Annotated in this window: 19 protein-coding genes, 1 tRNA gene and 1 pseudogene; 16 read left to right on the forward strand and 5 right to left on the reverse strand. The window is 69.8% G+C overall.

Annotation, left to right across the window (positions count from 1 at the left end):
- The first annotated feature begins 670 nt into the window (after positions 1-670).
- The 3 genes from G3I65_RS00320 to G3I65_RS00330 all read left to right on the forward strand — a co-directional run bounded on the left by G3I65_RS00320 (position 671) and on the right by G3I65_RS00330 (position 4402).
- A complete protein-coding gene (locus G3I65_RS00320) occupies positions 671-3409 on the forward strand; it encodes a DUF4365 domain-containing protein (protein WP_203612234.1) in 2739 nt (912 codons plus the stop codon).
- Between the two features lie 353 nt (positions 3410-3762).
- On the forward strand, positions 3763-4152 hold the full coding sequence (locus G3I65_RS00325; protein ID WP_160693628.1) for an N-terminal phage integrase SAM-like domain-containing protein: 390 nt from the start codon (positions 3763-3765) through the stop codon (positions 4150-4152).
- Between the two features lie 10 nt (positions 4153-4162).
- Positions 4163-4402: a hypothetical protein gene (locus G3I65_RS00330; protein ID WP_160693630.1), complete on the forward strand. Its 240-nt coding sequence runs from the start codon at positions 4163-4165 to the stop codon at positions 4400-4402.
- 398 nt (positions 4403-4800) lie between these two features.
- Here G3I65_RS00330 and G3I65_RS00335 read toward each other — a convergent pair.
- A tRNA-Ala gene (locus G3I65_RS00335) sits at positions 4801-4873 on the reverse strand.
- Positions 4874-5149: 276 nt separating this feature from the next.
- On the opposite strand from G3I65_RS00335, the gene G3I65_RS00340 reads away from it, so the two are divergent.
- From G3I65_RS00340 to G3I65_RS00355, 4 genes and pseudogenes are all read left to right on the forward strand, one after another.
- On the forward strand, positions 5150-7327 hold the full coding sequence (locus G3I65_RS00340; RefSeq protein ID WP_166639461.1) for an RICIN domain-containing protein: 2178 nt from the start codon (positions 5150-5152) through the stop codon (positions 7325-7327).
- 144 nt (positions 7328-7471) lie between these two features.
- Positions 7472-8028: pseudogene (locus G3I65_RS00345) on the forward strand (HdeD family acid-resistance protein).
- 14 nt (positions 8029-8042) lie between these two features.
- Positions 8043-8969, forward strand: a complete 927-nt coding sequence (locus G3I65_RS00350; RefSeq protein ID WP_160693632.1) for a ribonuclease Z — start codon at positions 8043-8045, stop codon at positions 8967-8969.
- A 10-nt stretch (positions 8970-8979) separates the two neighbouring features.
- Entirely contained in the window at positions 8980-10632 is a 1653-nt protein-coding gene (locus G3I65_RS00355) for a response regulator (protein WP_160693634.1), read from the forward strand.
- Positions 10633-10646: 14 nt separating this feature from the next.
- Here the strand turns inward: G3I65_RS00355 and G3I65_RS00360 are convergent, their stop codons facing one another.
- Positions 10647-11855: an RNA-guided endonuclease TnpB family protein gene (locus tag G3I65_RS00360; protein ID WP_160693636.1), complete on the reverse strand. Its 1209-nt coding sequence runs from the start codon at positions 11853-11855 to the stop codon at positions 10647-10649.
- Between the two features lie 44 nt (positions 11856-11899).
- Between G3I65_RS00360 and G3I65_RS00365 the strand changes: the two genes are divergently transcribed.
- From G3I65_RS00365 to G3I65_RS00390, 6 genes are all read left to right on the forward strand, one after another.
- Positions 11900-13318 carry an ATP-binding protein gene (locus G3I65_RS00365; RefSeq protein ID WP_160693638.1) on the forward strand — a complete coding sequence of 473 codons (1419 nt, stop codon included), beginning with the start codon at positions 11900-11902 and terminating at the stop codon, positions 13316-13318.
- Positions 13318-14811 (forward strand): carboxylesterase/lipase family protein, encoded by a 1494-nt coding sequence (locus G3I65_RS00370; protein WP_160693640.1) that lies wholly within the window; start codon positions 13318-13320, stop codon positions 14809-14811. The genes G3I65_RS00365 and G3I65_RS00370 overlap by 1 nt, the downstream gene beginning before the upstream one ends.
- A gap of 82 nt (positions 14812-14893) precedes the next feature.
- Positions 14894-15967 (forward strand): hypothetical protein, encoded by a 1074-nt coding sequence (locus tag G3I65_RS00375; protein ID WP_160693642.1) that lies wholly within the window; start codon positions 14894-14896, stop codon positions 15965-15967.
- A 1-nt stretch (position 15968) separates the two neighbouring features.
- Positions 15969-17096 (forward strand): toxic anion resistance protein, encoded by a 1128-nt coding sequence (locus G3I65_RS00380; RefSeq protein WP_160693644.1) that lies wholly within the window; start codon positions 15969-15971, stop codon positions 17094-17096.
- The gene (locus G3I65_RS00385) at positions 17093-18694 is read left to right on the forward strand and encodes a substrate-binding domain-containing protein (RefSeq protein ID WP_160693646.1); all 1602 of its coding nucleotides are present in this window, start codon (positions 17093-17095) and stop codon (positions 18692-18694) included. The genes G3I65_RS00380 and G3I65_RS00385 overlap by 4 nt, the downstream gene beginning before the upstream one ends.
- The gene (locus tag G3I65_RS00390) at positions 18691-19257 is read left to right on the forward strand and encodes a hypothetical protein (protein WP_160693648.1); all 567 of its coding nucleotides are present in this window, start codon (positions 18691-18693) and stop codon (positions 19255-19257) included. Before G3I65_RS00385 ends, G3I65_RS00390 begins: the two co-directional genes overlap by 4 nt.
- A 134-nt stretch (positions 19258-19391) precedes the next feature.
- Here the strand turns inward: G3I65_RS00390 and G3I65_RS00395 are convergent, their stop codons facing one another.
- The 3 genes from G3I65_RS00395 to G3I65_RS00405 all read right to left on the reverse strand — a co-directional run bounded on the left by G3I65_RS00395 (position 19392) and on the right by G3I65_RS00405 (position 21594).
- The gene (locus G3I65_RS00395) at positions 19392-20204 is read right to left on the reverse strand and encodes an LmeA family phospholipid-binding protein (protein ID WP_160693650.1); all 813 of its coding nucleotides are present in this window, start codon (positions 20202-20204) and stop codon (positions 19392-19394) included.
- Between the two features lie 81 nt (positions 20205-20285).
- Positions 20286-20540, reverse strand: a complete 255-nt coding sequence (locus G3I65_RS00400) for a hypothetical protein (protein ID WP_160693652.1) — start codon at positions 20538-20540, stop codon at positions 20286-20288.
- Positions 20541-20688: 148 nt separating this feature from the next.
- On the reverse strand, positions 20689-21594 hold the full coding sequence (locus tag G3I65_RS00405; protein WP_160693654.1) for an ornithine cyclodeaminase family protein: 906 nt from the start codon (positions 21592-21594) through the stop codon (positions 20689-20691).
- A 17-nt stretch (positions 21595-21611) separates the two neighbouring features.
- On the opposite strand from G3I65_RS00405, the gene G3I65_RS00410 reads away from it, so the two are divergent.
- Genes G3I65_RS00410 through G3I65_RS00420 form a run of 3 tightly spaced genes read left to right on the forward strand, consistent with a single transcriptional unit; the run spans position 21612 to position 23562 of the window.
- Entirely contained in the window at positions 21612-22220 is a 609-nt protein-coding gene (locus G3I65_RS00410) for a pentapeptide repeat-containing protein (RefSeq protein ID WP_160693656.1), read from the forward strand.
- Between the two features lie 29 nt (positions 22221-22249).
- Entirely contained in the window at positions 22250-22849 is a 600-nt protein-coding gene (locus tag G3I65_RS00415) for a sulfite oxidase-like oxidoreductase (protein WP_160693658.1), read from the forward strand.
- A complete protein-coding gene (locus G3I65_RS00420) occupies positions 22819-23562 on the forward strand; it encodes a ferredoxin reductase (protein ID WP_160693660.1) in 744 nt (247 codons plus the stop codon). Before G3I65_RS00415 ends, G3I65_RS00420 begins: the two co-directional genes overlap by 31 nt.
- The last annotated feature ends 116 nt before the right edge of the window (positions 23563-23678 follow it).

Genomic DNA, 23678 nt, shown 5'->3' on the forward strand with positions numbered 1-23678 from the left:
CCGGAACGGCATGATCGAAGGGGCTCTGCGAGAGAGTGGAGCTAGGGGACTCGAACCCCTGACCCCCTCACTGCCAGTGTGGGTCGATCATGGTCCTGACCTGTGGCGATAGAGAATGGCCTAGTCAGATCATGCGCTTGATCGCCGTTGCTTGCAACTGTGTGTTGTTGAGTGCAGTTGTGACAGGGGGTTTGCCTCAGCTGTGCCCCAATGAAATTAGTGAGAACTGCGCCGCGCGCATGCCGAACATCTGGCGTATCCAGGAAGAGACGTGGGATTGGATGCAGCCGATCAGGACCAGCCCGGACCGCGTCGTGCGGCCTGACCAGCGTCATGAGCAACCTTGGCTAACCAGCCCGCCCCAAGTCGAGGTGGCCGCTGCTGAGGGTAGCTCACCCGGGCGCATGCTATGTGGCATGACAGGGATGCTGGCTCACGTTCCCCGTTTGGGTGACCGCTGTGGGGCCATCCGATGTATGCCCTAGGTGACGAGAGTCAGACCTGCCTTCGATTACCGGCTGCCCCACCGAAATTCGCAGGCCGGCCCGGGTTCCCGCCTTGCGCGGCCCCGCCGGGGGCACCACGCTGACTATCATCACGCTGATCGGCTTCAGCTGACCGCTACGCTGGTCTCGCCGGGCTTTCCATCAGCGGTAAGGATGACTGGGTGGTGTCTCAGGGCAAGAAGGTCAGCCGCCAGACGCTCATCGGCGAAGCCGGTATTGCGTTGATCCACGCCCGGGTGACCAAGATGGGCTTCCTCTTCCACCCGCGTCGGGTTGACCACGGGATCGACGGTCACATCGACCTCGTCGACCCGTCGAGCGCGGAGGTGCTCAACCTGGTGCTGCTCGTCCAGAGCAAGGCCAGTACGCGGCCGTTCACTGCTGAGACCGAAACATCGTTCCGGTACACCTGCGACGAACGCGACCTCGGTTACTGGTTGCGGGGAAATGCCCCCGTGATTCTCGTGCTTTCGCATCCTGAACAGAACGAAGCGTGGTGGGTCGACGTCCGGGCGGAATTCGCCGATCCGCTGCGGCGCAAGTCGCGGACCGTTACGGTGGACAAGCAGCTTCAAGTGTTCGATGCCACGGCGGCACCGGAGTTGCTGCGTTGCGCGGCGCCGAGGAATCCAGTGCCTGACGTCCGGGTTGCGCTGGGTCTACCGGTGCCGGAGATCCGGGATCCTTACGCGCTGGAGGTTCACGAGGCGATCAGCGCTCCCGGCTCGGTGCGCGGGTTGCCGCAGTTGCCGATGTATGTCCGGCGTCAGCACGACGGTGACTTCGAAAAGGTCGTCGATCGGGCGCTGGCCGGTGAGAGTGGCCTTGTCGTGCTGCTGGGCAATTCTTCGACCGGCAAGACGCGCTCGGCGTGGGAGCAGGTTCGGCGGCTGCCCGAGAATTGGCGTTTGTGGCACCCGAAATCCCCGGATGAGCTGGTGGCGGAGCTCCCCGTCGTCGGCCCGCACACGGTGCTGTGGCTCAACGAGTTGCATCGGTACCTGTATACCGACGATATGCAGCGCGACGAAGCCATTGGCTCGGGGCTCATCGCGGCGATCCAGGATCCGCACCGTGCTCCGGTCCTGGTGCTGGGCACGCTGTGGCACGAGTACCGCCTCCGGCTCGCTCCGGCGGAGACTGCGGACGACACCCGGCCGCAGGTGCGCAAACTCGTCACCGGGCACTTCATTCCGGTGCCGGAGACCTTCACCGAGGTCGAGCTACGGACACTTGCCGAGACGGCGAAAAGTGACCCGCGACTCGCGGAGGCTGAAGCCAACGCCGAGGAGGGCCATGTCACCCAATACCTGGCGGGTGGCCCGGCTCAGGTCGAGCGCTATCTCACTGCGCCGCCGGCGGCGCAGGCGGTCGTGCATGCGGCGATGGATGCTCGTCGGCTCGGCTGGCAATCAGCGCTGCCGCCGGGTTTTCTGAAAGACGCTGCGCTTGCCTACTTGACCGAATTGCAGCGGGACAGCCTGCCGGATGACTGGTTCGACAGCGCTGTCGGCTACTTGCTGCCGTTGTGCCGAGGTGCACGAGGGCCCTTGTCACGGGTCAGGCAGAGTTCAGCGGCACAGCCGACGAACGGCTATCGGCTGGTCGACTACCTCGAGCAATATGGCAAGCGGACACGGTTGGAGGTCTGTCCGCCGGATGCGTTCTGGCGTGCCGCACTGCGCGACGACGTGGGGGGCGACGATCAGGCGGCGCTCGCCAGAGCGGCCTACATCCGCAACCGGACGGATCTCGCCCATCGACTGGCACGAAGTGCTGCCGCGCAGGGCGTCGCAGCAGGAACCGCTGGCTTTGCTTCTTTGGTCAGCGAGGCTGAAGGTCGCGAAGCCGCACTGCCCTACCGGAGGCTGGCGGCCGAGAACGGCGACGCTTGGTCCCAGGTCGTCATGGGTACCTGGCATGAAGATCAGGGCGAATGGGACACCGCCAAGGCGTGGTACACCTTGGCCGACGACGGAGAGAACCCGCACGCCCTCGTCGGGCTGGCGTCGATCGAAACGCGCTTGGGGCAGTCCGAGCACGCGGGCCAGCTGTACGAGCAGGCTCTCGCTCTCGGCGGGGCGAGAGCTGTCGAGTACCAGGCTAGGGAGCTCGCCGGTCAAGATGAGCATCATCTCGCTCTGCAACTTGCCACGAGGTCCTTCCTGCATGGTAACGAGGAGGCGCTCACCGGTCTGGCCTGGACCTACGTGTCGTCGGACAAGGATCGGGCATTTGCCGTGATGCGGCACGCCATGAAGCTCGGGTTCCGTGACGCGATCACCGAGATGATCATCATTGCCAGTACATCCGAGGAACCGAGCCTGACTCTGGCCTACTGCGACTTGGCGGAGAGGATCGGGCATCCGAACGCATTGCGTGTTGCCGGCCAAATACACTTGGAACACGGAAACGAGCGTCGCGGCGCAGGTCTGCTGTGGCGAGCTTTCCATGGTGGATCCGTTTGGGCCTTGATGGAGCTGGGCGAACTTCGCGAGAAGCAGGGACGAAGACGGCGTGCGCGCAGGATCTATCGACGACTGTTAAAGGATGGGCAGCCCTATGCGCTGGTTAAGCTTGCTGTCCTTTCGGAACGTGCTGGCGACTGCGCAGGGGCCGAGCGGCTTGCCGGGCAATACGCGCGAGCGTCTGCTCTGAAATCAGATAAATCCGCATGGTACGAGGTGGCCAAAGCTCGACTGGAGCGTGGCGATTCGGCTGGGTCCGAGCTCATTCTGAGGAGCCTTGCGGAAGGGGGCGATCACTGGGCTCTGGTGAGACTCGCCGAGGTGAAAATGGCAGAGGGCAGCGAGTCCGAAGCCCAAGAACTCCTGCGCCGGGCAGTGAACAGCGGAAACTCTTACGCGAAGAAGCAGCTGGCGAGGTTGCCGGTAGCGGACTGAACGAGCCGCCTCAAATGTCGTTGATCGGCACCTCACGCTTCTCAGCCCGCTCTTCGGCACGAGAGTGCGTACAACCGTTCGGTCGGACCTGCGCGTCCTGGGTGGCAGTCGTTTGCCCGCCTCGTTGTTGAGGACGCTCGTTGGCGATGTCGGCGACGGGGAACTGCGCCTGTGGGTCAACGCTTCTTTGGGTGTGGGAGGTTGTTGTGGCGTGGGTGGAGCAGTGCGGCAGCAGGTCGTGGCGCGTGAGGTATCGGCGGCAACGGTTCGGCGTTCGGTCGGTGTCCGGATTTGACTCGCGGCGTGACGCTGCTGCTTACGCGGCGGGGTTGGAGGTGGATCGACGTCGGCGGGTGTGGATCGATCCGGCGGACAGCGCGATGACGGTGGTCGAGTGGGTGGCGCGGTGGTTCCGGTCGCTGGATCTGGATCCGCGGACGATCGAGAGCTACCGGAGTCGGTTGCGGCGTCACATCCTGCCGAAGTTCGGGGACCTGCCGTTGGGTGCGATCACGGCGCTGGGTGTGACCGAATGGGTCCGAGAGCTGGAGCGGGACGGGTACGCCCCGTCGACGGGGAGCTCGCAGATCAACCTGTTGTCGATGCTGCTGACCGATGCGGCCGATGAGCGGCTGATTCCGTTCAATCCGGTGCGGAGGCGGAGGCGTCGTGGCCGGCGGTCGCGACGGGCGGTACCGGAGCGGATCTGGGCGACACCGGAGCAGACGGTGCGGATCGCATGAGTCGGGGTCGATGCGGTGGCTGGGGCCGCCGAAGACCCGGGCTTCGGCCCGGACGATCGCGCTGCCGCCGTTCCTGGTCGTGCTGCTGAGCGAACACCTCGCGCGGCACCGGTACGAGTTCGTGTTCACCACGCCGACCGGGACGTGGTTGTGGCGCTCGACGTTCGTGCGGCGGGTTTCCGTCCCGCGGTCGACGGCAGCGACACGGCCGGAGCGAAGGCGGGCTGTGCGGCGGTTCGACCGGGGTTGACCTGCCACGGGCTGCGGCACAGTCACAAGACCTGCGCACCGGAGATCGCCCAGGCCCGCCGGCTCGGTCACCGCCTGGACAACCGGGTCATCGAGACCTACTCCCACGTCGCCCCGGAGGTCGACCAGCGCCTGCTCGATGACCTCGAGCGCCGCTGGCGCATGGCGGCACCACTGCCGCCGACGCCGTCACCGAGTGTGGCCGACGGTGGGCGGGCGGCTCCGGTTGTCCCCCTCTTCGCCACGGTGGGGGTCACTCGCCGAGCAAGCCGGGGAGCAGCGGGAACGCCCCCACGAGCACAAATCACGCCGCAAGCCGATCACCGATGATCGAACCGGGAACGCGAAAAACCCCTCCGACCAGCCAACGAGGCTGAAACGGAGGGGCTCTTTACGATGTGGAGCTAAGGGGACTCGAACCCCTGACCCCCTCACTGCCAGTGAGGTGCGCTACCAGCTGCGCCATAGCCCCGAGGCGAAGGTGAACTCCGCATCTCGTATGTGAGTACCGTACACGACCCCCAGTACGACCCCAGCACGGGGGTCCCCACACCCACCCCAACCCGCTGACCTGCACTTTCACACCTTATTTTTAGTCGTGTATTGACTCCCGGTGTGGCCGCCGTTACATTTTGCGCGGTTGTGACGCCGAGGTCCCCGCCCGTTACGCCGCGTCTACCCAGACCGGGCACGCCTCTGCCGTTTCCTGCTCGATGGACGCCGCGAAACGCGGCAGAGGAGGTTTCGCATGAAGAGGGTGACGACGCTGCTCGGTGCGGCGTTGGTCCTGGTCGGGAGCGTGGTGGTCGCCAGACCGGCCGATGCTGCCATCACGCCCGACGGCTGGTACACCGTGACCGCCGCCAACAGCGGGAAGTGCGTGGACGCGCGGGCCGCCGGCACTGCCAACGGGACCGTCGTGCAGCAGTACACCTGCAACCAGACCGCCTCGCAGCAGTGGCAGTTCCAGTCGACCGGGGACGGCTACTTCCGGGTGAACGCCCGCACCAACCCGGCCGCCGCCTGGGATGTCACCGACGTCTCGACCGCCGATGGGGGGCTCGTCCAGCTGTGGTCCTACTCGAACGGGGCCAACCAGCAGTGGCAGGCCGTCGACGAAGGCAGCGGCCGGTACCACTTCGTCAGCCGCAACAGCGGCAAGTGCCTCGACGTCCCCGGTGCCTCGACCGCGGACTCCGTCCAGCTCCAGCAGTACGCCTGCAACGGCACCGCCGCGCAGTCCTTCATGCTGACCCCCGTGAACACCAGCCAGCCGGGCCAGCCGGACTTCGGGCCGAACGTCGTGATCTTCGACCCGTCGATGCCGGCCGCGACCATCCAAAGCCGGCTGAACAGCATCTTCAGCCAGCAGGAACGCAACCAGTTCGGCAGCCAGCGCTACGCCGTGATGTTCAAGCCGGGCACCTACGCCAACGACGTCAACGTCGGCTTCTACACGCAGGTCCTCGGCCTCGGGCTGAGCCCCGACGCGGTCAACATCAACGGTGCCGTGCACGTCGAGGCCGACTGGTTCCCGCCGCAGAACGCCACCCAGAACTTCTGGCGGGGCGCGGAAAACCTGTCCGTGACGCCGACCGGCGGCGCCGACCGGTGGGCGGTCAGCCAGGCCGCGCCGTACCGCCGCATGCACGTCCGCGGTGACCTGCAGCTCGACGACGGCGGCTGGGCCAGCGGCGGCTGGATCTCCGACAGCAAGATCGACGGCCAGGTCCGCTCCGGCTCGCAGCAGCAGTGGATCTCCCGCAACTCGCAGTTCGGCAGCTGGAACGGCTCGAACTGGAACATGGTCTTCGCGGGCGTCCAGGGCGCGCCCGCCAACTCCTTCCCGACGCCGCCCTACACCACGGTCGCCCAGACGCCGGTCGTGCGCGAGAAGCCGTTCCTCTACCTCGACGGCGCGGGCAAGTACCAGGTGTTCGTCCCCGGCGTGAAGACCAACGCGTCCGGCACGACCTGGGCCGGCGGCGCCGCGCCGGGTACGTCGATCTCGATCGACCAGTTCTACATCGCGAAGCCCGGCGCCACCGCGGCGGACATGAACGCCGCGCTCGCCGCCGGTAAGAACCTGCTGGTCACGCCCGGGGTCTACCACCTCAACCAGACGCTTCGGGTCACCCGGCCGGACACCGTCGTGCTCGGGCTCGGCATCGCCACGCTGGTCCCGGACAACGGCATCACCGCGATGACCGTGGACGACGTCGACGGCGTCAAGCTCGCCGGCCTGCTGATCGACGCCGGGACGACGAACTCGGCCACGCTCATGCAGGTCGGCCCGGCCGGCTCGAGCGCGAACCACGCGGCCGACCCGACGTCGCTGCACGACGTGTTCTTCCGGATCGGTGGCGCCGCCGTCGGCAAGGCGACGAACAGCCTGGTCGTCAACAGCAGCAACGTGATCGGCGACCACATGTGGATCTGGCGCGCCGACCACGCCGAACGCGACGAGTACGTCGGCTGGACCACCAACACCGCCGACACCGGGCTCACCGTCAACGGCAACGACGTGACGATGTACGGCCTGTTCGTCGAGCACTACCAGAAGACGCAGGTCGTCTGGAACGGCAACGGCGGCCGGACGTACTTCTTCCAGAACGAGATGCCCTACGACGTGCCGGACCAGGCGAGCTGGATGAACGGGTCCACGCCGGGCTTCTCCGCGTACAAGGTGAGCCCGAACGTCACCAGTCACGAAGCGTGGGGCCTGGGCAGCTACTGCTACTTCAGCAGCAACCCGTCCGTGGCCAGCGCGCACGCGTACGAGGCGCCGAACACAGCCGGTGTCCGGTTCCACGACATGGTGACCGTGTCGCTCAACTACCAGGGCACGATCACGCACGTCATCAACACCACCGGGCCGGCGACCCCGAGCGGGACCAAAGCCGTCAACCTGGTGAGCTACCCCTGAGCAACCGGCGTGCGCCGTGGTGGCGGCCGCGGCGCACGCCGGTCCTTCAAGTCCACAGTGGATACCCCCGAACGGGTTGCTCGGGGCGCCGTCGGCGGGTGGTCGTCGCGATACTGGGTGCTCCCTTCGATCCGGGAGCGGCAGATGACCTCCTTCGCAGCGTTCTCCGTCGTCGAACCCCGCAAAGCCTGGCCGCTGGTGGCCGTCCGCGGTGCGTTCGCCGTGCTCTTCGGGCTCTTCGCGCTGATCTGGCCGGGCGCCACCGTGCTCGTCCTGGCGATCCTCTACGGCGTGTGTACGCGATCATCGACGGCGTCGGCGGCCTCATGCAGGCCTTCCGCCCGGGTGACGCCGGGCACCGCGCCGCCTACGGGATCCTGGGCGTGCTCGGCGTCGTCGCCGGGATCCTCGTCCTGGTCTGGCCCGGCATCACCGTCCTGCTGCTCGCCCTGCTGGTCGGGTTCTGGGCGATCATCACCGGCGTCGCCGAGATCGCCGCGGCGATCCGCCTGCGCAAGCAGATCCAGGGCGAGGCCTTCCTCATCCTGGCCGGCGCGATCTCCGTGCTCGCCGGGATCCTCATCGTGATCAACCCGATCGCCGGCGCGTACGGCATCGCGCTCCTCGTCGGCATCTACGCGCTGATCTACGGGATCGTGCTCCTGGTTCTGGCGTTCCGGCTCCGGAAGCTCGCCGGCTGAGTAGCGTCGCGGGGGTGTCGACCCGCGAACTGGTGGTGCTGGGCACCGCGAGCCAGGTGCCCACGCGCCTGCGCAACCAGAACGGCTACCTCCTGCGCTGGGACGGCGAGGGCATCCTCTTCGACCCCGGCGAAGGCACCCAGCGCCAGATGCTCCGGGCGGGCGTGGCCGCCACCGACGTCACGCGGATCTGCGTCACGCACTTCCACGGCGACCACAGCCTCGGCCTGCCCGGGGTGATCCAGCGGCTGTCCCTCGACAAGGTGCAGCACCCCGTCCACGCCCACTTCCCGGCGTCCGGCGCGCACTACTTCGAACGCCTGCGCCACGCGACGTCGTTCTACGAGCAGGCCGACCTGCGGGAACACCCCATCGACGGCGACGGTCCGATCGCCACCGGGAAGTTCACCCTGGAGGCGCGGCGCCTGAGCCACCCCGTCGAGGCGTTCGGCTACCGCCTGACCGAGCCCGACGGCCGGACCATGCTGCCGGGGAAGCTGAAGGAACGCGGCATCGAAGGCCCCGACGTCGGCCGGCTCCAGCGCGAAGGCCACCTGAACGGCGTCGAGCTGACCGACGTCAGCACGCCCCGGCCAGGCCAGCGGTTCGCGTTCGTGATGGACACCCGGCTCTGCGACGGCGTGTACGCGCTCGCCGAGAACGCCGACACGCTCGTGATCGAGTCGACGTTCCTCGCCGAGGACACCGACCTCGCCCGTGACTTCGGGCACCTGACCGCGCAGCAGGCCGCCCGCGTCGCCGCCGAGTCCGGGGTCCGGCAGCTCGTGCTGACCCACTTCTCGCAGCGCTACCCCGAGCCGGAGCGGTTCCTGGCCGAAGCGAAAGCCGAGTTCGACGGCGAGATCGTCGTGGCCGCGGACCTGGAGCGGGTCCAGGTGCCGAAACGGCGGTCCTCCCCAGCCGGCGGCGGGGCGCCGTAGGCTGCAAGGCGTGAGCCAGCCGATCCTGATGACCGTCGACGACGATCCCGCCGTGTCCCGCTCGGTCGCCCGTGACCTGCGGCGCCGCTACGGCAAGGACTACCGCGTCATCCGCGCCGACTCCGGCCCGGACGCCCTCGACGCGCTGCGCGAGATCAAGCTGCGTGGCGACGCCGTCGCGGCGATCCTCGCCGACTACCGGATGCCGCAGATGGACGGGATCGCCTTCCTCGAGAAGGCGATGGACCTGTTCCCGCACGCCCGCCGGGCCCTGTTGACCGCCTACGCCGACACCGACGCCGCGATCCAGGCGATCAACGTCGTCGACGTCGACCACTACCTGCTCAAGCCGTGGGACCCGCCGGAGGAGAAGCTCTACCCGGTGATCGACGCGCTGGTCGAGACGTGGCGCGCGGTCGGCGACAGGCCGGTCGAAGAGGTCAAGCTGATCGGCCACCGGTACAACTCGCCGTCGTTCCACCTGCGGGACTTCCTCGCGCGCAACGCCGTCCCGTACCGCTGGTACTCGGTCGACGACGACGAGGGCGGCCGGATCCTGCAGGCCGCGGAGGCCACCGAGACCGACATCCCGGTGGTCGTCACGCCGGACGGCACCGTTCTCAAGAACCCGACCGGCGGCGAGATCGCCGACGCGGTCGGTTTGTCGACCCGCCCGGCGCAGGAGTTCTACGACCTCGTGGTGATCGGCGGCGGCCCGGCCGGCCTCGGCGCCGCGGTGTACGGCGCTTCCGAGGGCCTGCGCACGGTGCTCGTCGAGAAGAAGGCCACCGGCGGCCAGGCGGGCACGAGCTCGCGCATCGAGAACTACCTCGGCTTCCCCGACGGCGTCTCCGGCGCGCAGCTGACCGACCGGGCGCGGCGCCAGGCGCAGAAGTTCGGCGCCGAGGTGCTGACCGCCCGCGACGTCGTGGGCCTGGAAGCGCGGGGTTCGCAGCGGGTGATCACGTTCGGCGACGGCAGCGAGATCGCCGCGCATTCGGTGATCCTCGCCAGCGGCGTCAACTACCGCGCGCTGGAGGCCGACGGCATCGAGGAGCTCACCGGCCGCGGCGTCTACTACGGCTCGGCCGCGACCGAGGCACCCGAGTGCAAGGGCGAGCACGTCTACATCGTCGGCGGCGCCAACTCGGCGGGCCAGGCCGCGGTGTTCTTCTCCCGGCACGCCAGCGACGTCACGATCCTGGTGCGCGGCGCCTCGCTGGAGGCGTCGATGTCGCACTACCTGATCGAGCAGATCGCCGGCATCGAGAACATCCACGTCCGCACGCACACGACGGTCAAGCAGGCCCACGGCGACGGCCACCTGGAGCGGCTGACGCTGTGCGAGAACGGCGTCACCGAGGTCGTCGACTCCGGCCACCTGTTCATCTTCATCGGCGCGGCGCCCCGCACCGACTGGCTCGGCGACGCGATCCACCGCGACGACCACGGCTTCGTCCGCACCGGCCCGGACCTGCTGACCGCCGGCCAGCGCCCGCCCGGCTGGACCCTCGACCGTGATCCCCACTACCTCGAGTCGTCCATCCCCGGCGTGTTCGTGGCCGGCGACGTGCGATCCCAGTCGGTCAAGCGGGTGGCCTCCGCGGTCGGCGAGGGCGCGATGGCCGTGACGCTGGTACACCGGTACCTGGAGGAACATTGACGTCCTCCCCGCAGTCAGCCGACCGGGGGATTCCGGCCGCCGGCCGCGGGGACCGGCCGCCGAGGTTCGCGGTTCACCGGCCGGACCGCTGTCCCGCCTCCCCGCGCAGCCACCGCCCGTCCGGCGGCGATGTTACGGGCCGCGTTCACGTCGGCGTTGTCGTGGTACCCGCAGGCGACGCACCGGAACACCGCTTGGCTCTCGCGGGATTCCGGCGCCACGTGCCCGCAGGCCGAGCAGCGCTGCGACGTGAACGCGGCGGGGACCTTTTCGACCCGGCCAGGCGCCTTGTCCGCCAGGCGCGAGACGAGCAGACCCCATCCTTGGGCCAGGATCGCCCGGTTCAGACCGGATTTCTGACGCACCTGCCGTCCCGGCGAGCCGGCATTGCCCCTCGCCGACCTGGTCATGTCGGCGATGCGCAGGTCTTCGACCCGGATCAGGTCGAATTCGCGGGCGAGCCGCGTCGTCACCTTTTCCACCCAGTCCTTCCGGCGGGCGGACTCACGACCCGTGAGCCGGGCGATCGCACCCACCAGCCGGGCGTGCCGGTGCGACCCACGGGTGGCCCGGGCGAGCCGGCGCCGCAACCGGCGAGCGCGTGTCCGCTCCACGCGGGACAGGCCGGGGCAGCGCAGGAGCTCGCCGGTCGACAACGCGGCGGACACCGCCACACCGCGGTCGATGCCGACCACCCCGCCATCGCCGGGCGCCGGTATCGCCGCGGGAACGGCGGCGAACGCGATGTGCCACCGGCCGGCGCCGTCGCGGGTGACCCGGTAGGACTTGGCGGCCGCGGGCGGGCGCCGCGACCAGTGGAAGCGGACCCAGCCCACCTTGGGGATCCACGCCGCGCCCCGGCGCCGGTTGAGCTTGCGCACGTGTTCGGGCCGGACGGCAACCTGCCGGAAACCCTGGTGAGCCGCCGCGCGGCGCCACGTCGGCTTGCCGTGCGTGCCGCCGAAGAAGTTCCGCACGGCTTGGGCGAAGTCGCGCAAGGCTTGCTGCTGCACGGTGACCGAGCCCTCGCGCAACCAAGGGTGTTCGGCGCGGATCTCGGTCAGCTGCCGCGCCTGGTCGACGTAACCTGGAGGGAGCGGCCGTCCGGGCCGCCAATGGGAGTGCTGCTCCACGGCGAGGTTCCAGACGAACCGAGCGTGGGCGCAGTGGACGAGCAGCCGGGCCTCCTGTTCGGCTGTGGGTGTCAGGCGAAAGCGGGACATGCGGCGAACGTAGCCCCGACCACCGACAAAACAGGGGTGCAGGAATGAGCGCACTGCCGCGGGAAGAGCTTCGCGGGCTCTTCCTGTTCGAACACCTTTCCGAAGAACAGCTCGACTGGGTGGCCGCCAACGCCGTGCTCGAGGAGTACGACGGCGACTCCACCGTCATCAGCGAAGGCGGCGAAGCGACCTGCTTCTACGTCCTCCTGAACGGCGCCATCCGGATGACCCGCCTGGTCAGCGGCACCGAGGTCGAAACCAACCGGTCCGACCAGCGCGGTGCCTACTTCGGCGCGACGCAGTTCTTCGTCCACCAGGAGGCCGAGCACACCTACGGCGCCACCGTGCGCGCGCTGTCCGACGTCACGCTGCTCGCGCTGCCGTCGAAGGAGTTCTCCGTCGAGTTCCGCAAGTGGTTCCCGATGGCGACGCACCTGCTCGAGGGCATGTACCTCGGCTGGCGCAACAGCGACACCGTGATCGGCTCGCGCCGTCGCCTGCTCGCCCTCGGCGAGCTGTCCGCGGGGCTGACGCACGAGCTGAACAACCCGGCGGCCGCGGCCGTGCGGGCGACGGCGTCCCTGCGCGAGCGCGTCGCCGGCATGCGGCACAAGCTGGCCTTCCTGGCGAAGAAGGACATCGACCCGGAGCTGCTCTACCAGCTCATCGACGTCCAGGAACGCCTGGTCAAGCAGGTCGCGCAGGCGCCGAAGCTGACCGCGATGCAGCAGGCCGACCGCGAGGACGAGATCACCGACTGGTTCGACGACCGCGGCATCGACCAGGGCTGGGACCTCGCCGACATCTACGTCCGCGCCGGGCTGACCACGCCCGACCTGGACCACGTGCTGGAGCAGGTCGGCGACACCTTCATCGACGGCGCCGTCCGCTGGCTCGCCTACGCGCTCGAGACCGAGATGCTGATGGGCGAGATCGAGGACTCCACCACGCGCATCTCGGCGCTGGTCGGCAAGGCCAAGCAGTACTCCCAGATGGACCGGGCGCCGCACCAGTGGGTCGACGTCCACGACGGCCTCGACTCCACGCTGGTCATGCTGTCGGGCAAGATCGGCGGCCTCCGCGTCGTCAAGGAGTACGACCGCAGCCTGCCGAAGATCCCCGCGTACCCGGGCGAGCTGAACCAGGTCTGGACGAACATCATCGACAACGCCATCGGCGCGATGAAGGGCGAGGGCACGCTGACCCTGCGCACCTGGGGCCAGAACGAGCAGATCCGCGTCGAGATCGGCGACACCGGCCCGGGCATCCCGGCCGACGTCAAGCCGCGGATCTTCGAGCCGTTCTTCACCACGAAGCCGGTCGGCGAAGGCACCGGGCTCGGCCTCGACATCTCGTGGAAGATCGTCGTCGAACGCCACCAGGGCGACCTGCGCGTCGAGTCGGAGCCCGGGAACACCCGGTTCGAGGTCTGCCTGCCGACGGTCGAGCAGGCCTCGCTCTGATGGCATCCGTCCCGACGGTCACGACCGAGCTCGGGGCGCTGGTGGGGCTGGCGGGTGACGGTGTCCGCGTCTGGCGCGGGATCCCGTACGCCCGCCCGCCGGTCGGCGAACTGCGGTGGCGGGCGCCGCGGCCGCCCGCGCTGTCCGGTGGCGTGCACGTCGCGACGGAGTACGGGCCGCACGCGACGCAGTCGCCGGACCCGATGAACCCGTCGGCGGTGTGCGACGAGGACTGCCTGTACCTCAACGTCTGCACGCCGGAAGGGCCCGCGCCCGACGGCGGCTGGCCGGTGCTGTTCTGGCTGCACGGCGGCGGTTACCGCGTCGGGCACGGCGAGCAGCTGGGCGACGGCGAGGAGTTCGCGCGCGCCGGGATCGTCGTGGTCACGATCAACTACCGGCTCGGCTCGCTCGGCTTCCTGCACCTGGCCGGGATCTTCGGCGAGTCCGAAGCGGACGCCGGCGTGTGCGGCCTGCTCGACCAGATCGAGGCGCTCAAGTGGGTGCGCCGCAACGTTTCGGCGTTCGGCGGCGACCCGGCGCGGATCACCGTCTACGGCGTCTCGGCGGGCGCGAAGAGCCTCGGGAACCTGATGGGCAGCCCGCTCTCCGCCGGGTTGTTCGCCCAAGGGATCAGCAGCAGCGGCGGCGCCGACCACGTGGCGACGCCGGAAGCCGGCACGGCGCGGGCCCGGCGGCTCCTCGACGAGGTCGGCTGCCACGACATGGACGCGTTGCGCGCGTTGCCCGCCAAGGAGTTCGTCGAGGCGCAGGAACAGATCCTGACCGGGCTGCGGGCGCTGTGGCTCTGGCGCCCGACCCTGCACCCGCGGGTGCTGCCCGAGGTGCCGATCGAGCCGATCCGGCGGGGGAGCGCGGCCGGCGTGCGGTTGCTGATCGGCTGCAACAGCAACGAAGGCAGCACGTACGCCATGATGCTCGGCGACGACGTCGCGACGGCGCCGGCTTCCGGGGTGCTCGAAGGGATCCTTGGCCGGGAAGGCACTTCGCACCTGCTCGAGACGTACCTCCGCCGCGTCCCCGACCTGAAGTCGGCCAAGATCGCCGCGATGGGCGACGAGCGCTACGGCATCCCGACGCAGCGCCTCGCCGACGCGCAGTCCGCGCACGCGCCCGTCTTCCGCTACCGCATCGACATCGCCGCGCCCGGCGTGCCCGAGCAGCTCGACGGCGGCCACGGCACCGAAACGACCATGGCGTGGAAGGTCCCGATGCCGCTGTTCGACCAGGCCGTCGCGGTCAACCCGAAGCGCGAGCGCGCCGCGCTGCTCGTCCACCGCGCCTGGGCGCGCTTCATCCGGGACGGCGTCGCCGACGCGGACGGCCCCGAGTGGCCGTCCTACGGCCCCGAACTGCGCCCGGTGCTCGTTTTCCGGGAAGACACCGATCTGGTGCTCGATCCACGGTCCGACGAGCGAAAGGCCTGGGGCGACGCGGAATGGGCGTCCGGGACCTGGTTCCCGGTGACCTGAGACCGTTCCTTCACGCGCTGTTCACTTCGAACGGGCTCGCTCCCGCGTCCAATGAGCGAAGGCCCATCGAGGGGAGTGGCTCGTGAAACGCCGGGTGTCGATCGGACTGGCCGTGGTGCTCGTGCTGGCCGTCGTCGGGGTGATCGTCTGGGGGCGCGACGACGGCACCGCGTCCGGTGCCGTGACCGTGCGCGGGGTGATCGGTTCGGAGAAGCAGGCCTTCTTCGCCGACCAGCGCGTCGTCGACGCCTTCGCGCGGCACGGCTTGAAGGTCGAAGTGGACACCGCGGGCTCGCGGCAGCTCGCGACGACCGTGGACCTCGGGAAGTACGCCTTCGCGTTCCCGTCGTCGTCGCCCGCGGCGCAGAAGATCCAGCGCGACCGCAAGGTGACGACGGTGTACACGCCGTTCCAGTCGCCGATGGCGGTCGCCAGCTTCGAGCCGGTCGTGGCGCTGCTGCGCGCGAACGGCGCCGTGCACAAGGGCGCGGGCGACTACGACGTCCTCGACATCGCGAAGTACCTGGACCTGGCGAAGGCCGGGACGCGCTGGGACCAGCTGCCCGGCAACACCGCCTACCCGGCCCGCAAGAACGTCCTCGTCACGACGACCGACCCGCGCGAGTCGAACTCCGCGGCGATGTACCTGTCGATCGTTTCCTTCGTGGCCAACGGGAACGCCGTCGTCAGCACGCCCGCGCAGGAGGCGGCGGTGCTGCCGTCGGTGGCGAAGCTGTTCCTGGACCAGGGGTACACGCAGAACAGCACCGAAGGGCCGTTCGAGGACTACCTGTCGGCGGGGATGGGCAAGACGCCGCTGGCGCTGATCTACGAGTCGCAGTTCGTCGACCGCGTGCTGCGTGGCGACGGCTCGATCCGGCCGGACATGCGCCTGCTCTACACCGCGCCGACGGTGTATTCGAAGCACACGCTGGTGCCGCTGACCCCGGACGGCGACAAGGTCGGGCAGCTCCTCGCCACCGACCCCGAGCTGGGCAGGCTCGCGGCGACCTTCGGCTTCCGCACGACCGACCCGAAGCTGTTCGCCGAGGTCGCCGCGCCGGCGCACGCACCGGCCGACCTCGTGGACGCCGTTGAACCGCCGTCGTTCGAAACGCTCGAGCGGCTGCTCGACGCCGTCGGCAAGCAGTACTGACATGGACTTCGCGCTCACCCCGCCCGAACCGGTCGCCGCGATCCCCGCCGAGCGCGCCGCCGGGCTCATCACGCTCAGCGAAGACACCCGCGCCGACGTCGCCGCGCGCGCCGACGGGTTCGCGACGCGGCTGGCGGCACTGGACGTCCGGTCGCCGGAGTTCACCGACCTGCTGGACGAGCTGCTGGCCGTCGGCGAGGCCGACATGCGGGCCGCGGCGGGTGTCGCCGGGACGATGCTCGACCGGTCCCTGCGCAGCGTCGCGTCCCCGCAGGACGGGGTCACGACCAGCCTCACGAGCCTGCGCCGCACGGTCGCCGAGCTGGACCCGGCCAAACTGCCGCTGACCGGCCGGAAGCTGCTCGGGATGTTCCCGGCCGCCGCCGGCGCGAAGCGCGCTCTGGACCGGTATCGCGCGGCGAACGAGCCGGTCAACGCGCTCGTCGTGGACCTGCGCGGCCGGCAGGACGTCCTGCGCCGCGACAACGCCGCGATCAAGGGCGAACGCGAACGGTTGTGGCAGGTCATGGGGAAGCTCGCCGAAGCGGCCGCCTTCGCCGAGGCCGTCGACGGCGCCGTCGAGCGGCAGGCTTCCGTCTTCGACCTGACGGACCCGCTGCGCGCGCAGGCGTTGCGCGGGGACGTGCTGTACCCGATCCGGCAGCGGCACCAGGACCTGCTCACCCAGCTCGCGGTCGGCGCGCAGGGCTACCTCGCGCTGGACCTGGTGCGCAAGAACAACGACGAGCTGATCCGCGGTGTCGAGCGGGCGGTGTCGACGACGGTATCGGCGCTGCGGGTCGCGTTGCTGGTCAGCGGCGCGCTGGCGAGCCAGCGGGACGTCCTCGACGAGGTCGCCGCGCTGCGGGCCACCACCGACGGGCTGATCCGCGCCAACACCGAGCTGCTGGACCTGCAGTCCGCGGAGATCCGGAAGGCGGGCAGCGACCCGGCCGTCGCGACCGAGACGATCCGCGCCTCCTTCGACCGGATCTACGCCTCGATCGACGCGATCGACGGGTTCCGCGCCGACGCCGTCCGGTCGATGGCGGCGACCGTCGAGTCGCTGTCCGGGGAGATCCGCCGGGCCGAAGACCACCTGCGCCGTTCGCACGAGGGGGAAGCATGAGGAAGGTATTGGCGCTCGCGGTGAGCGCCTTGGTGCTGGCGGGGTGTTCCGACTCCTCATCGGCGCCGCTGGGGGAGCCCGAGCCGGGAACCTTGCGGATCCTCGCGGGCAGCGAACTGGCGGACATGCAGCCGGTGCTCGACGAAGCCGCGCAGGCCACCGGGGTGAAGGTCAAGTTCACCTTCACCGGCACGTTGGAAGGCGCCGAAGCGCTGGCGAACGGCGGCGTCGACGGCAAGTACGACGCCGTCTGGTTTTCCTCGAACCGTTACCTGGCAGGCATTCCCGAAGCGGCGAAGCGGCTCGGCAACCAGGTCAAGATCATGAGCTCGCCGGTGGTGCTGGGGCTGGCCGCGCCGGTCGCCCAGCGGCTCGGCTGGACGGGAAAGCCGGTCAGCTGGGGCGAGATCGCCGCGCAGGCCGGGAAGAAGGCGTTCAGCTACGGCATGACGGACCCGTCGGCGTCGAACTCCGGGTTCTCGGCGCTGGTCGGCGTCGCTTCGGCACTGGCCGGCGCGGGCAACGCGATCGACGCGCGGCAGGTCGCCTCGGTGACCCCGCAGCTGACGCAGTTCTTCAGCGCCCAGGCGCTTTCGGCAGGCTCGTCGGGCTGGCTGTCGGACGCCTACATCCGGCGCGCGACCGGCCCGGACCCGGTCGACGGGCTGATCAACTACGAGTCCGTGCTGCTGTCGGCGAACGCGTCCGGGAAGCTGCCCGCGCCGCTGACGCTGGTCTACCCGAGCGACGGCGTCGTCACGGCGGACTACCCGCTCTCCCTGCTGGCTTCCGCCGGTGACGACGCGCGGTCGGCGCACCAGCGGCTATCGGACTACTTGCGCACGCCCGACGTCCAGAAGCGGATCATGGAGACGACCCAGCGGCGGCCGGTCGTGCCGGGTGTCGCGCTCGGGCCGCGGTTCACCGCGCACAACCTCGTCGAGCTGCCGTTCCCGGCGACGCAGCAGGCCGTGGACGCGCTGCTCCAGGCGTACTTCGACAAGATCCGGCGGCCGTCGCGGACGCTGTACGTGCTGGACACGTCCGGGTCGATGAAGGGGGAGCGGATCGACTCGCTGCGCACGGCACTGGTGGGGCTGACCGGTGCGGACAACTCGCTGACCGGGCGGTACCGGCGGTTCCGGAGCCGCGAGGAGGTGCTGATGCTGCCGTTCAACACGCGGCCGTCCGGCGCCACGACGTTCACGGTGCCGGAGCAGGACCCGGCGGCCGAGCTGGCGCGCATCAAGACGTTCTCCGAGGGCCTGTCGGCGGGTGGCGGCACGGCGATCTACGACAGCCTGGCGGAGGCCTACCGGGAGCTGGAACCGTTGCAGGCGCGCGATCCCGACCGGTTCACCTCCATCGTCCTGATGACCGACGGGGAGAACGCGAACGGCTCGTCGCTCGCGGACTTCAAGCTCGCGTTCGGGACGATGCCGCCGCCGGTCAAGCAGGTGCCGGTGTTCACGGTGCTGTTCGGCGAGGGCAGCGGCGACGAGCTGACCGACGTCGCCACGATGACCGGCGGGAAGGTGTTCGACGCGCGCGAGACCCAGCTTTCCGACGTGTTCAAGGAGATCCGCGGGTACCAATGATGCTGCGCTATCTGGGCTCGACCAAGAACCTCGCCGGCTGCGTCGGCGGCTTGACCGGCGTCGTGCTGTACCTGACCGGAGTGGTCGGGTGGGTCTGGCCGTTCGTCGTGGTGGCGCTGTACCTGGCGGGGGCGCTGCTGGCGCCGGGGGAGAAAGTGCGGCTGGTCCCGGACACGTCTGCTTCGCTGCGGGCTTCCCTGGAGACGCTGGTGGCGTCGGTGACCGCGCAGTCGTCGCGGCTGCCTTCGTCCTCTGTGGACACTGTGCGGCGGATCGCGGAAGTGCTTTCCGACCTGCTGTCCCGGCCGGACCGGCTCGCGGCCGACCCTGACCTGCGGCACGCCGTGGTCCGGCTGGCGGGGACGGACCTGCCGTTGTCGGTGCAGACGTACTTGAACCTGCCGTGGTGGTTCGCTGCCCGGCGGGCGAGTGCGGGGGAGGAATTGGTCGCACAGCTGGGTTTGCTGGAGACCGAGGCGCACCGGGTGGCCGAGCGGTTCTACGCGACGGAGATCGACCGGCAGGCGGACCACACCCGGTACCTCCGGGACCGGGACGCCTGATCGGGGTTGCCCGGCCGGATTTCCGTTGCCGCGCAACGCATTCCCAGCTCTACCCGTGTGAGTGATGTGTTCGAACGGACGTTCGAGTACGTTGGCTGGTGAGCCACTCCGGGCTCATCGCACGCGAGGGAGAGTCATGAACGAGCGCCGAGTTTGGGCAGCGTCAACGTCACCGCGGCCGTGGTCAGCCAGCTCAGCAGGTCGGGCAGCGGGATGCGCGAAAGGCGTTCCGGCCATTCCTCCGCCACGGTGTGCAGCACCAGTTCGTCGTGCCGCGGCTCCACCTTCGTCAGCCTTATGCCCGGCGGAAGTTCCGGCAGGGGAAGCACGATGGGGCGGAAGCGGCGTGGCGGCCGTAGTCGCCGTTGTCCGATGTGGAGGGTCTGCGGCACGAGCACGACGGCGTCGTCGGCCACCTCGGGGCGCAGGGTCAAGTGGCCCCAGAGCGGGCGCTTCGCCCAGTGGATCCGCAGCAGCCCGTTCGCGGCCGGAGCCGCGACGATCCCGGGGCGGGCTTTCGCCACCCGTTCCCGCAGCACCTCGGCGGAAACCGCGATCTGCAGCTCGACGCGGGCGGGCTTGGCGGCCGGGGTGGGCAGCGAGCGGAGGCGGACGTCTTCGGCGAGCACGGTGACCCGGCGCAGCGGAATGCTGCCGCCTTCGGGTTCGGGCCAGTCGACGTCTTCGGCGACGATCCGGACGTCGCCGACCCGTCCGGTGGCCAGCCGGAGGCTGTCGGCCGGGTAGTCGAGTTCGGCGAGCGTCAGGCCGACCTCGCGGTCATCGACCTTCGCGGTCAGCCGCCGTCCGACGAGCTGCTCGGTGACCATCCGCACCAGCGCGCCCGGGGTGACCGGGACGTTCGGCAGCAGGGAACGCCCGGCCGCGGCCAGCCCGGCCAACTCAGGCCAGGGCGACCAGCCGTCGAACCACCTGCCGTCGCTCATCTCCCCAGTGTCGCCGAAGGACGCTGCGGATGCCGAGGGCGGGTGGCCCGACGGTGGCGCGAAGCGGCAGGCCGCCGCCGGTCAACGGCCGGCGAAGCGGGCGATGATGCCGGTCACGACCAGCCAGAACACCGCGGCCAGGCCGAAGTCGAGGATGACGGCCAGGCTGGGGTTGCTCACCGGGAACAGCCCCGGGAAGAACAAGGCGAGAGGAACCGCCAGTGACTTGATGAAGATGAAGAACGCGTTACCGGCGTTGGCGCCGGCGAGCACCATGATCATGTAGAGAACTTCGATCCCCGCGAAGATCGCGCCGATCGCCGTGATGACCCGCACGGCCGTGTTCCGTCTGGTGGTGGTTCGCCAAGGAGACATGCCCGGAAAATTCCCGGATCGGGTGACTGATCAAACGCCTCATGGCGCAGATTGCGCCGTTTGGCCGCTCCCGGTTGCTCTCCGCCCCGCCCCGGCCACGGGTGGTGAGCTAGCTCCGGCCGAGCGCGTCACCGAGGAGCCGGGCCACCGCCCAGTCCTGCACGGCGAGACCGACGGACTTGAACACCGTTCGCCCGCGCACCACCGGGGGCTCGCGCAGCGCGTGCCCCAGTTCGAGCAGCTCCTCACGGCGGAGAAGCCCGGTTTCGACCGCGTGGATCACCTCACCGGCTTCTTCGAGGGCGGCCTCGACCTGATCCACCACCACGCATCCCGCGGTGGCGAGCAACTCCGCGGGAAGTTCCCGCATGGACGGCAAGTACGACCCGATCGCGTTGACGTGAACCCGTTCGGGCAAGGCATCGGCAGCGAAGAGAGGAGTACTCGACGAAGTAGCACAACAAACGATCTCCGCATCGGAAACCGCGTCTTCCGCGCTCGCGGCGACCCGCGTCGTCACCTCCGGGAACTCGGCACCCAGCCGTGCGGTGAAGGCCGCCGCGCGCGAGCGGTCGCGGCCGAACACGGCCAAGTGCCGCACCGGGCGGACCGCCGCCACCGCCCGCGCCTGGTCCGCGGCCTGTGCGCCGGTGCCCAGCAGGGCGAGCTTGCTCGCGCCGGCCGGGGCCAGCAGGTCCGTGGCGACACCGGAAACGGCGCCGGTGCGCAGCGTGGTGATCTCGACCGCGTCCGCGACCACCTGGCCCTCGGCGGTGTTCCAGACCAGCGTGCCGAGGATCATCGGGGTCCGCCCGGCGGCCAGGTTGAGCGTCTTCACGACGGTCGTCGACGACGGGGTGTGGCAGGCGCTCATGACGAGCGTCGTGCCGCCGCCGAACGACAACCGTTGCGGCACCGCGAAACGGCCGGCGGCGAGGTCGAGGAACGCCTCGCGCACCGCGTCGACGGCGGCCGTCATCGGCACGGCGTTCCGGACCTCGTCGGCGTCGAGCATGCCGCTAGCCTGGCGGGGTGCCCGAGGCCACGCAAGATCCCGTCGAAGAGCAGCGGTTCTCCCGTGACGACTGGTACGGAGAGGAGATCACCGGACGCCACTACGTGCGGTGCGAGTTCCTGGAGGTCGACTTCTCGGAGGCCGTCGTCCGGAACTCCGTGTTCACCGACTGCGTGTTCGGCAACGTGCGCTTCAACGCGTCGCGGCACGTGGACTCGTCGTTCGCCGGCTCCGCCTTCAAGCGGTGCAACTTCTTCGACGCCGAGTTCACCGGCTGCAAGCTCGTCGGCGCCACGTTCACCGAATGCGAGCTGCGGCCGCTGCGGGTCATCGGCGGCGACTGGTCGTTCGCCGGGCTGGCGGGCGCCGACCTGCGTTCGGTCAGCTTCCAGGGCGTGCGGATGCGGGAAGCCGACCTGACCGGGGCCGACTGCGGCGGTGCGGTGTTCGCCGACGTCGACCTGTCCGCGGCGATGCTGCACGCGGTCAAGCTGCCGCGCGCCGAGCTGCGGGGCAGCGACCTGTCGGCACTCGACCCGCTGAACGCCGACCTGGCGGGCGCGATCGTGTCACCCGAACAGGCTGCGGTGCTCGTCACGTCGCTCGGGCTGCAGGTCCGGGCGTAGGCTCGGCGGGACCGCGAAGGGAGTGCCGCATGGGTGTCGTGACGCCGGGTTTCCAGGGCCGGGCCCGCAGCGGCAACCCGAGGCTGCCACCCGGTCAGTACCTGGCCGAGGACTTCCCGGTGCTGTCCGCGGGACCGACGCCGCGCGTGCGCACCGAGACGTGGGAGTTCGCGGTCACCACCGAAAAGGGTGACAAGCACACGTGGAGCTGGGCCGAGCTGATGGCCCTGCCGAGCGAGAAGCCCACGGTGGACATCCACTGCGTCACCCAGTGGTCCAAACTGGACACGCGGTGGCGCGGCGTCGCGATCGACACGCTGGTCGGCGGGCTCGACACCGAGGCCGACTACGTCATGGTCCACTCCTACGGCGGGTACACGACGAACCTGCCGCTGGCCGACCTGCTCGACGGCCAGGCCTGGATCGCCTACGAATACGGCGGCCAGCCCCTCACCCCCGAGCACGGCGGCCCGGCGCGGCTGCTGGTGCCGCACCTGTACTTCTGGAAGTCCGCGAAGTGGGTGCGCGGGCTGGAGCTGAAGACCCGGGACGAGCCGGGCTTCTGGGAGAACGCCGGCTACCACGACTACGGGGATCCATGGCGCGAACAGCGGTATCAGGGCGACTAGCCTGGCGGGTCGCCCGCCTGGCCGGCTTCCGCGACGAAACCCCGACAGCCCGCACGCTCGTCTTCGACCTGCCCGGCTGGCCGGGACACCTGGCGGGCCAGCACGTCGACGTCCGCCTGACGGCCGCGGACGGCTACCGCGCCCAGCGCAGCTATTCGCTGGCCGCCCCCGCGGACGGCGACCGGGTGGAGCTGACGGTCCAGCGCGTCGCCGACGGCGAAGTGTCCGAGCACCTGACGGGTCCGTACGCGATCGGCGACCCGGTCGAAATCCGCGGCCCGATCGGTGGCTGGTTCGCCTGGCGCCCCACCAACCCGGAGCCGGTCCTCCTCATCGCGGGCGGCTCGGGCATCGTCCCCCTGATGGCCATGATCCGCGCCCGCCGCGCGGCGGGCGTCCGCACCCCGTTCAAGCTGATCTACTCCCTGCGCAGCCCGGCCGAGCAGTACTACGCCGACGAGCTCCGCACCCCGGTGGCGGGCCTGGACATCACGTACGTCTACACGCGCGAACTCCCCGAAGGCCGCCCCGGCATCCCCAAGCGCATCGACGTGGCCACCCTCAACACCGCAGCCTGGCCCGCCGAGTTCGGCGCGACCTCGTTCATCTGCGGCCCGACAGCCTTCGTCGAAACAGCGGCGGACATCCTGCTGGCCCTGGGCCACGACCCGCACCGCATCCGCACCGAACGCTTCGGCCCCAGCCGCGACTGACCCCACCCACCCGCGCTCCGACCCGCGCCGCGCCCCCCCCATCCCGCGCGTTCGCCGGCCACGAGCGGCCACCGATCCGCGGCCCATGCGCTGCGACACACGCCCGCGCGCCACCT

This window comes from Amycolatopsis sp. SID8362, from assembly GCF_010550475.1.
Lineage (GTDB): Bacteria > Actinomycetota > Actinomycetes > Mycobacteriales > Pseudonocardiaceae > Amycolatopsis > Amycolatopsis eburnea.

Excerpts from the sequence above, each read along its gene's own strand:
- G3I65_RS00330 (WP_160693630.1), top strand. The coding sequence starts at position 4,163 with ATGCGGTGGCTGGGGCCGCCGAAGACCCGGGCTTCGGCCCGGACGATC.
- G3I65_RS00340 (WP_166639461.1), top strand. The coding sequence starts at position 5,150 with ATGAAGAGGGTGACGACGCTGCTCGGTGCGGCGTTGGTCCTGGTCGGG.
- G3I65_RS00360 (WP_160693636.1), bottom strand. The coding sequence starts at position 11,855 with ATGTCCCGCTTTCGCCTGACACCCACAGCCGAACAGGAGGCCCGGCTG.
- G3I65_RS00365 (WP_160693638.1), top strand. The coding sequence starts at position 11,900 with ATGAGCGCACTGCCGCGGGAAGAGCTTCGCGGGCTCTTCCTGTTCGAA.
- G3I65_RS00370 (WP_160693640.1), top strand. The coding sequence starts at position 13,318 with ATGGCATCCGTCCCGACGGTCACGACCGAGCTCGGGGCGCTGGTGGGG.
- G3I65_RS00380 (WP_160693644.1), top strand. The coding sequence starts at position 15,969 with ATGGACTTCGCGCTCACCCCGCCCGAACCGGTCGCCGCGATCCCCGCC.
- G3I65_RS00385 (WP_160693646.1), top strand. The coding sequence starts at position 17,093 with ATGAGGAAGGTATTGGCGCTCGCGGTGAGCGCCTTGGTGCTGGCGGGG.
- G3I65_RS00390 (WP_160693648.1), top strand. The coding sequence starts at position 18,691 with ATGATGCTGCGCTATCTGGGCTCGACCAAGAACCTCGCCGGCTGCGTC.
- G3I65_RS00395 (WP_160693650.1), bottom strand. The coding sequence starts at position 20,204 with ATGAGCGACGGCAGGTGGTTCGACGGCTGGTCGCCCTGGCCTGAGTTG.
- G3I65_RS00405 (WP_160693654.1), bottom strand. The coding sequence starts at position 21,594 with ATGCTCGACGCCGACGAGGTCCGGAACGCCGTGCCGATGACGGCCGCC.
- G3I65_RS00415 (WP_160693658.1), top strand. The coding sequence starts at position 22,250 with ATGGGTGTCGTGACGCCGGGTTTCCAGGGCCGGGCCCGCAGCGGCAAC.
- G3I65_RS00420 (WP_160693660.1), top strand. The coding sequence starts at position 22,819 with ATGGCGCGAACAGCGGTATCAGGGCGACTAGCCTGGCGGGTCGCCCGC.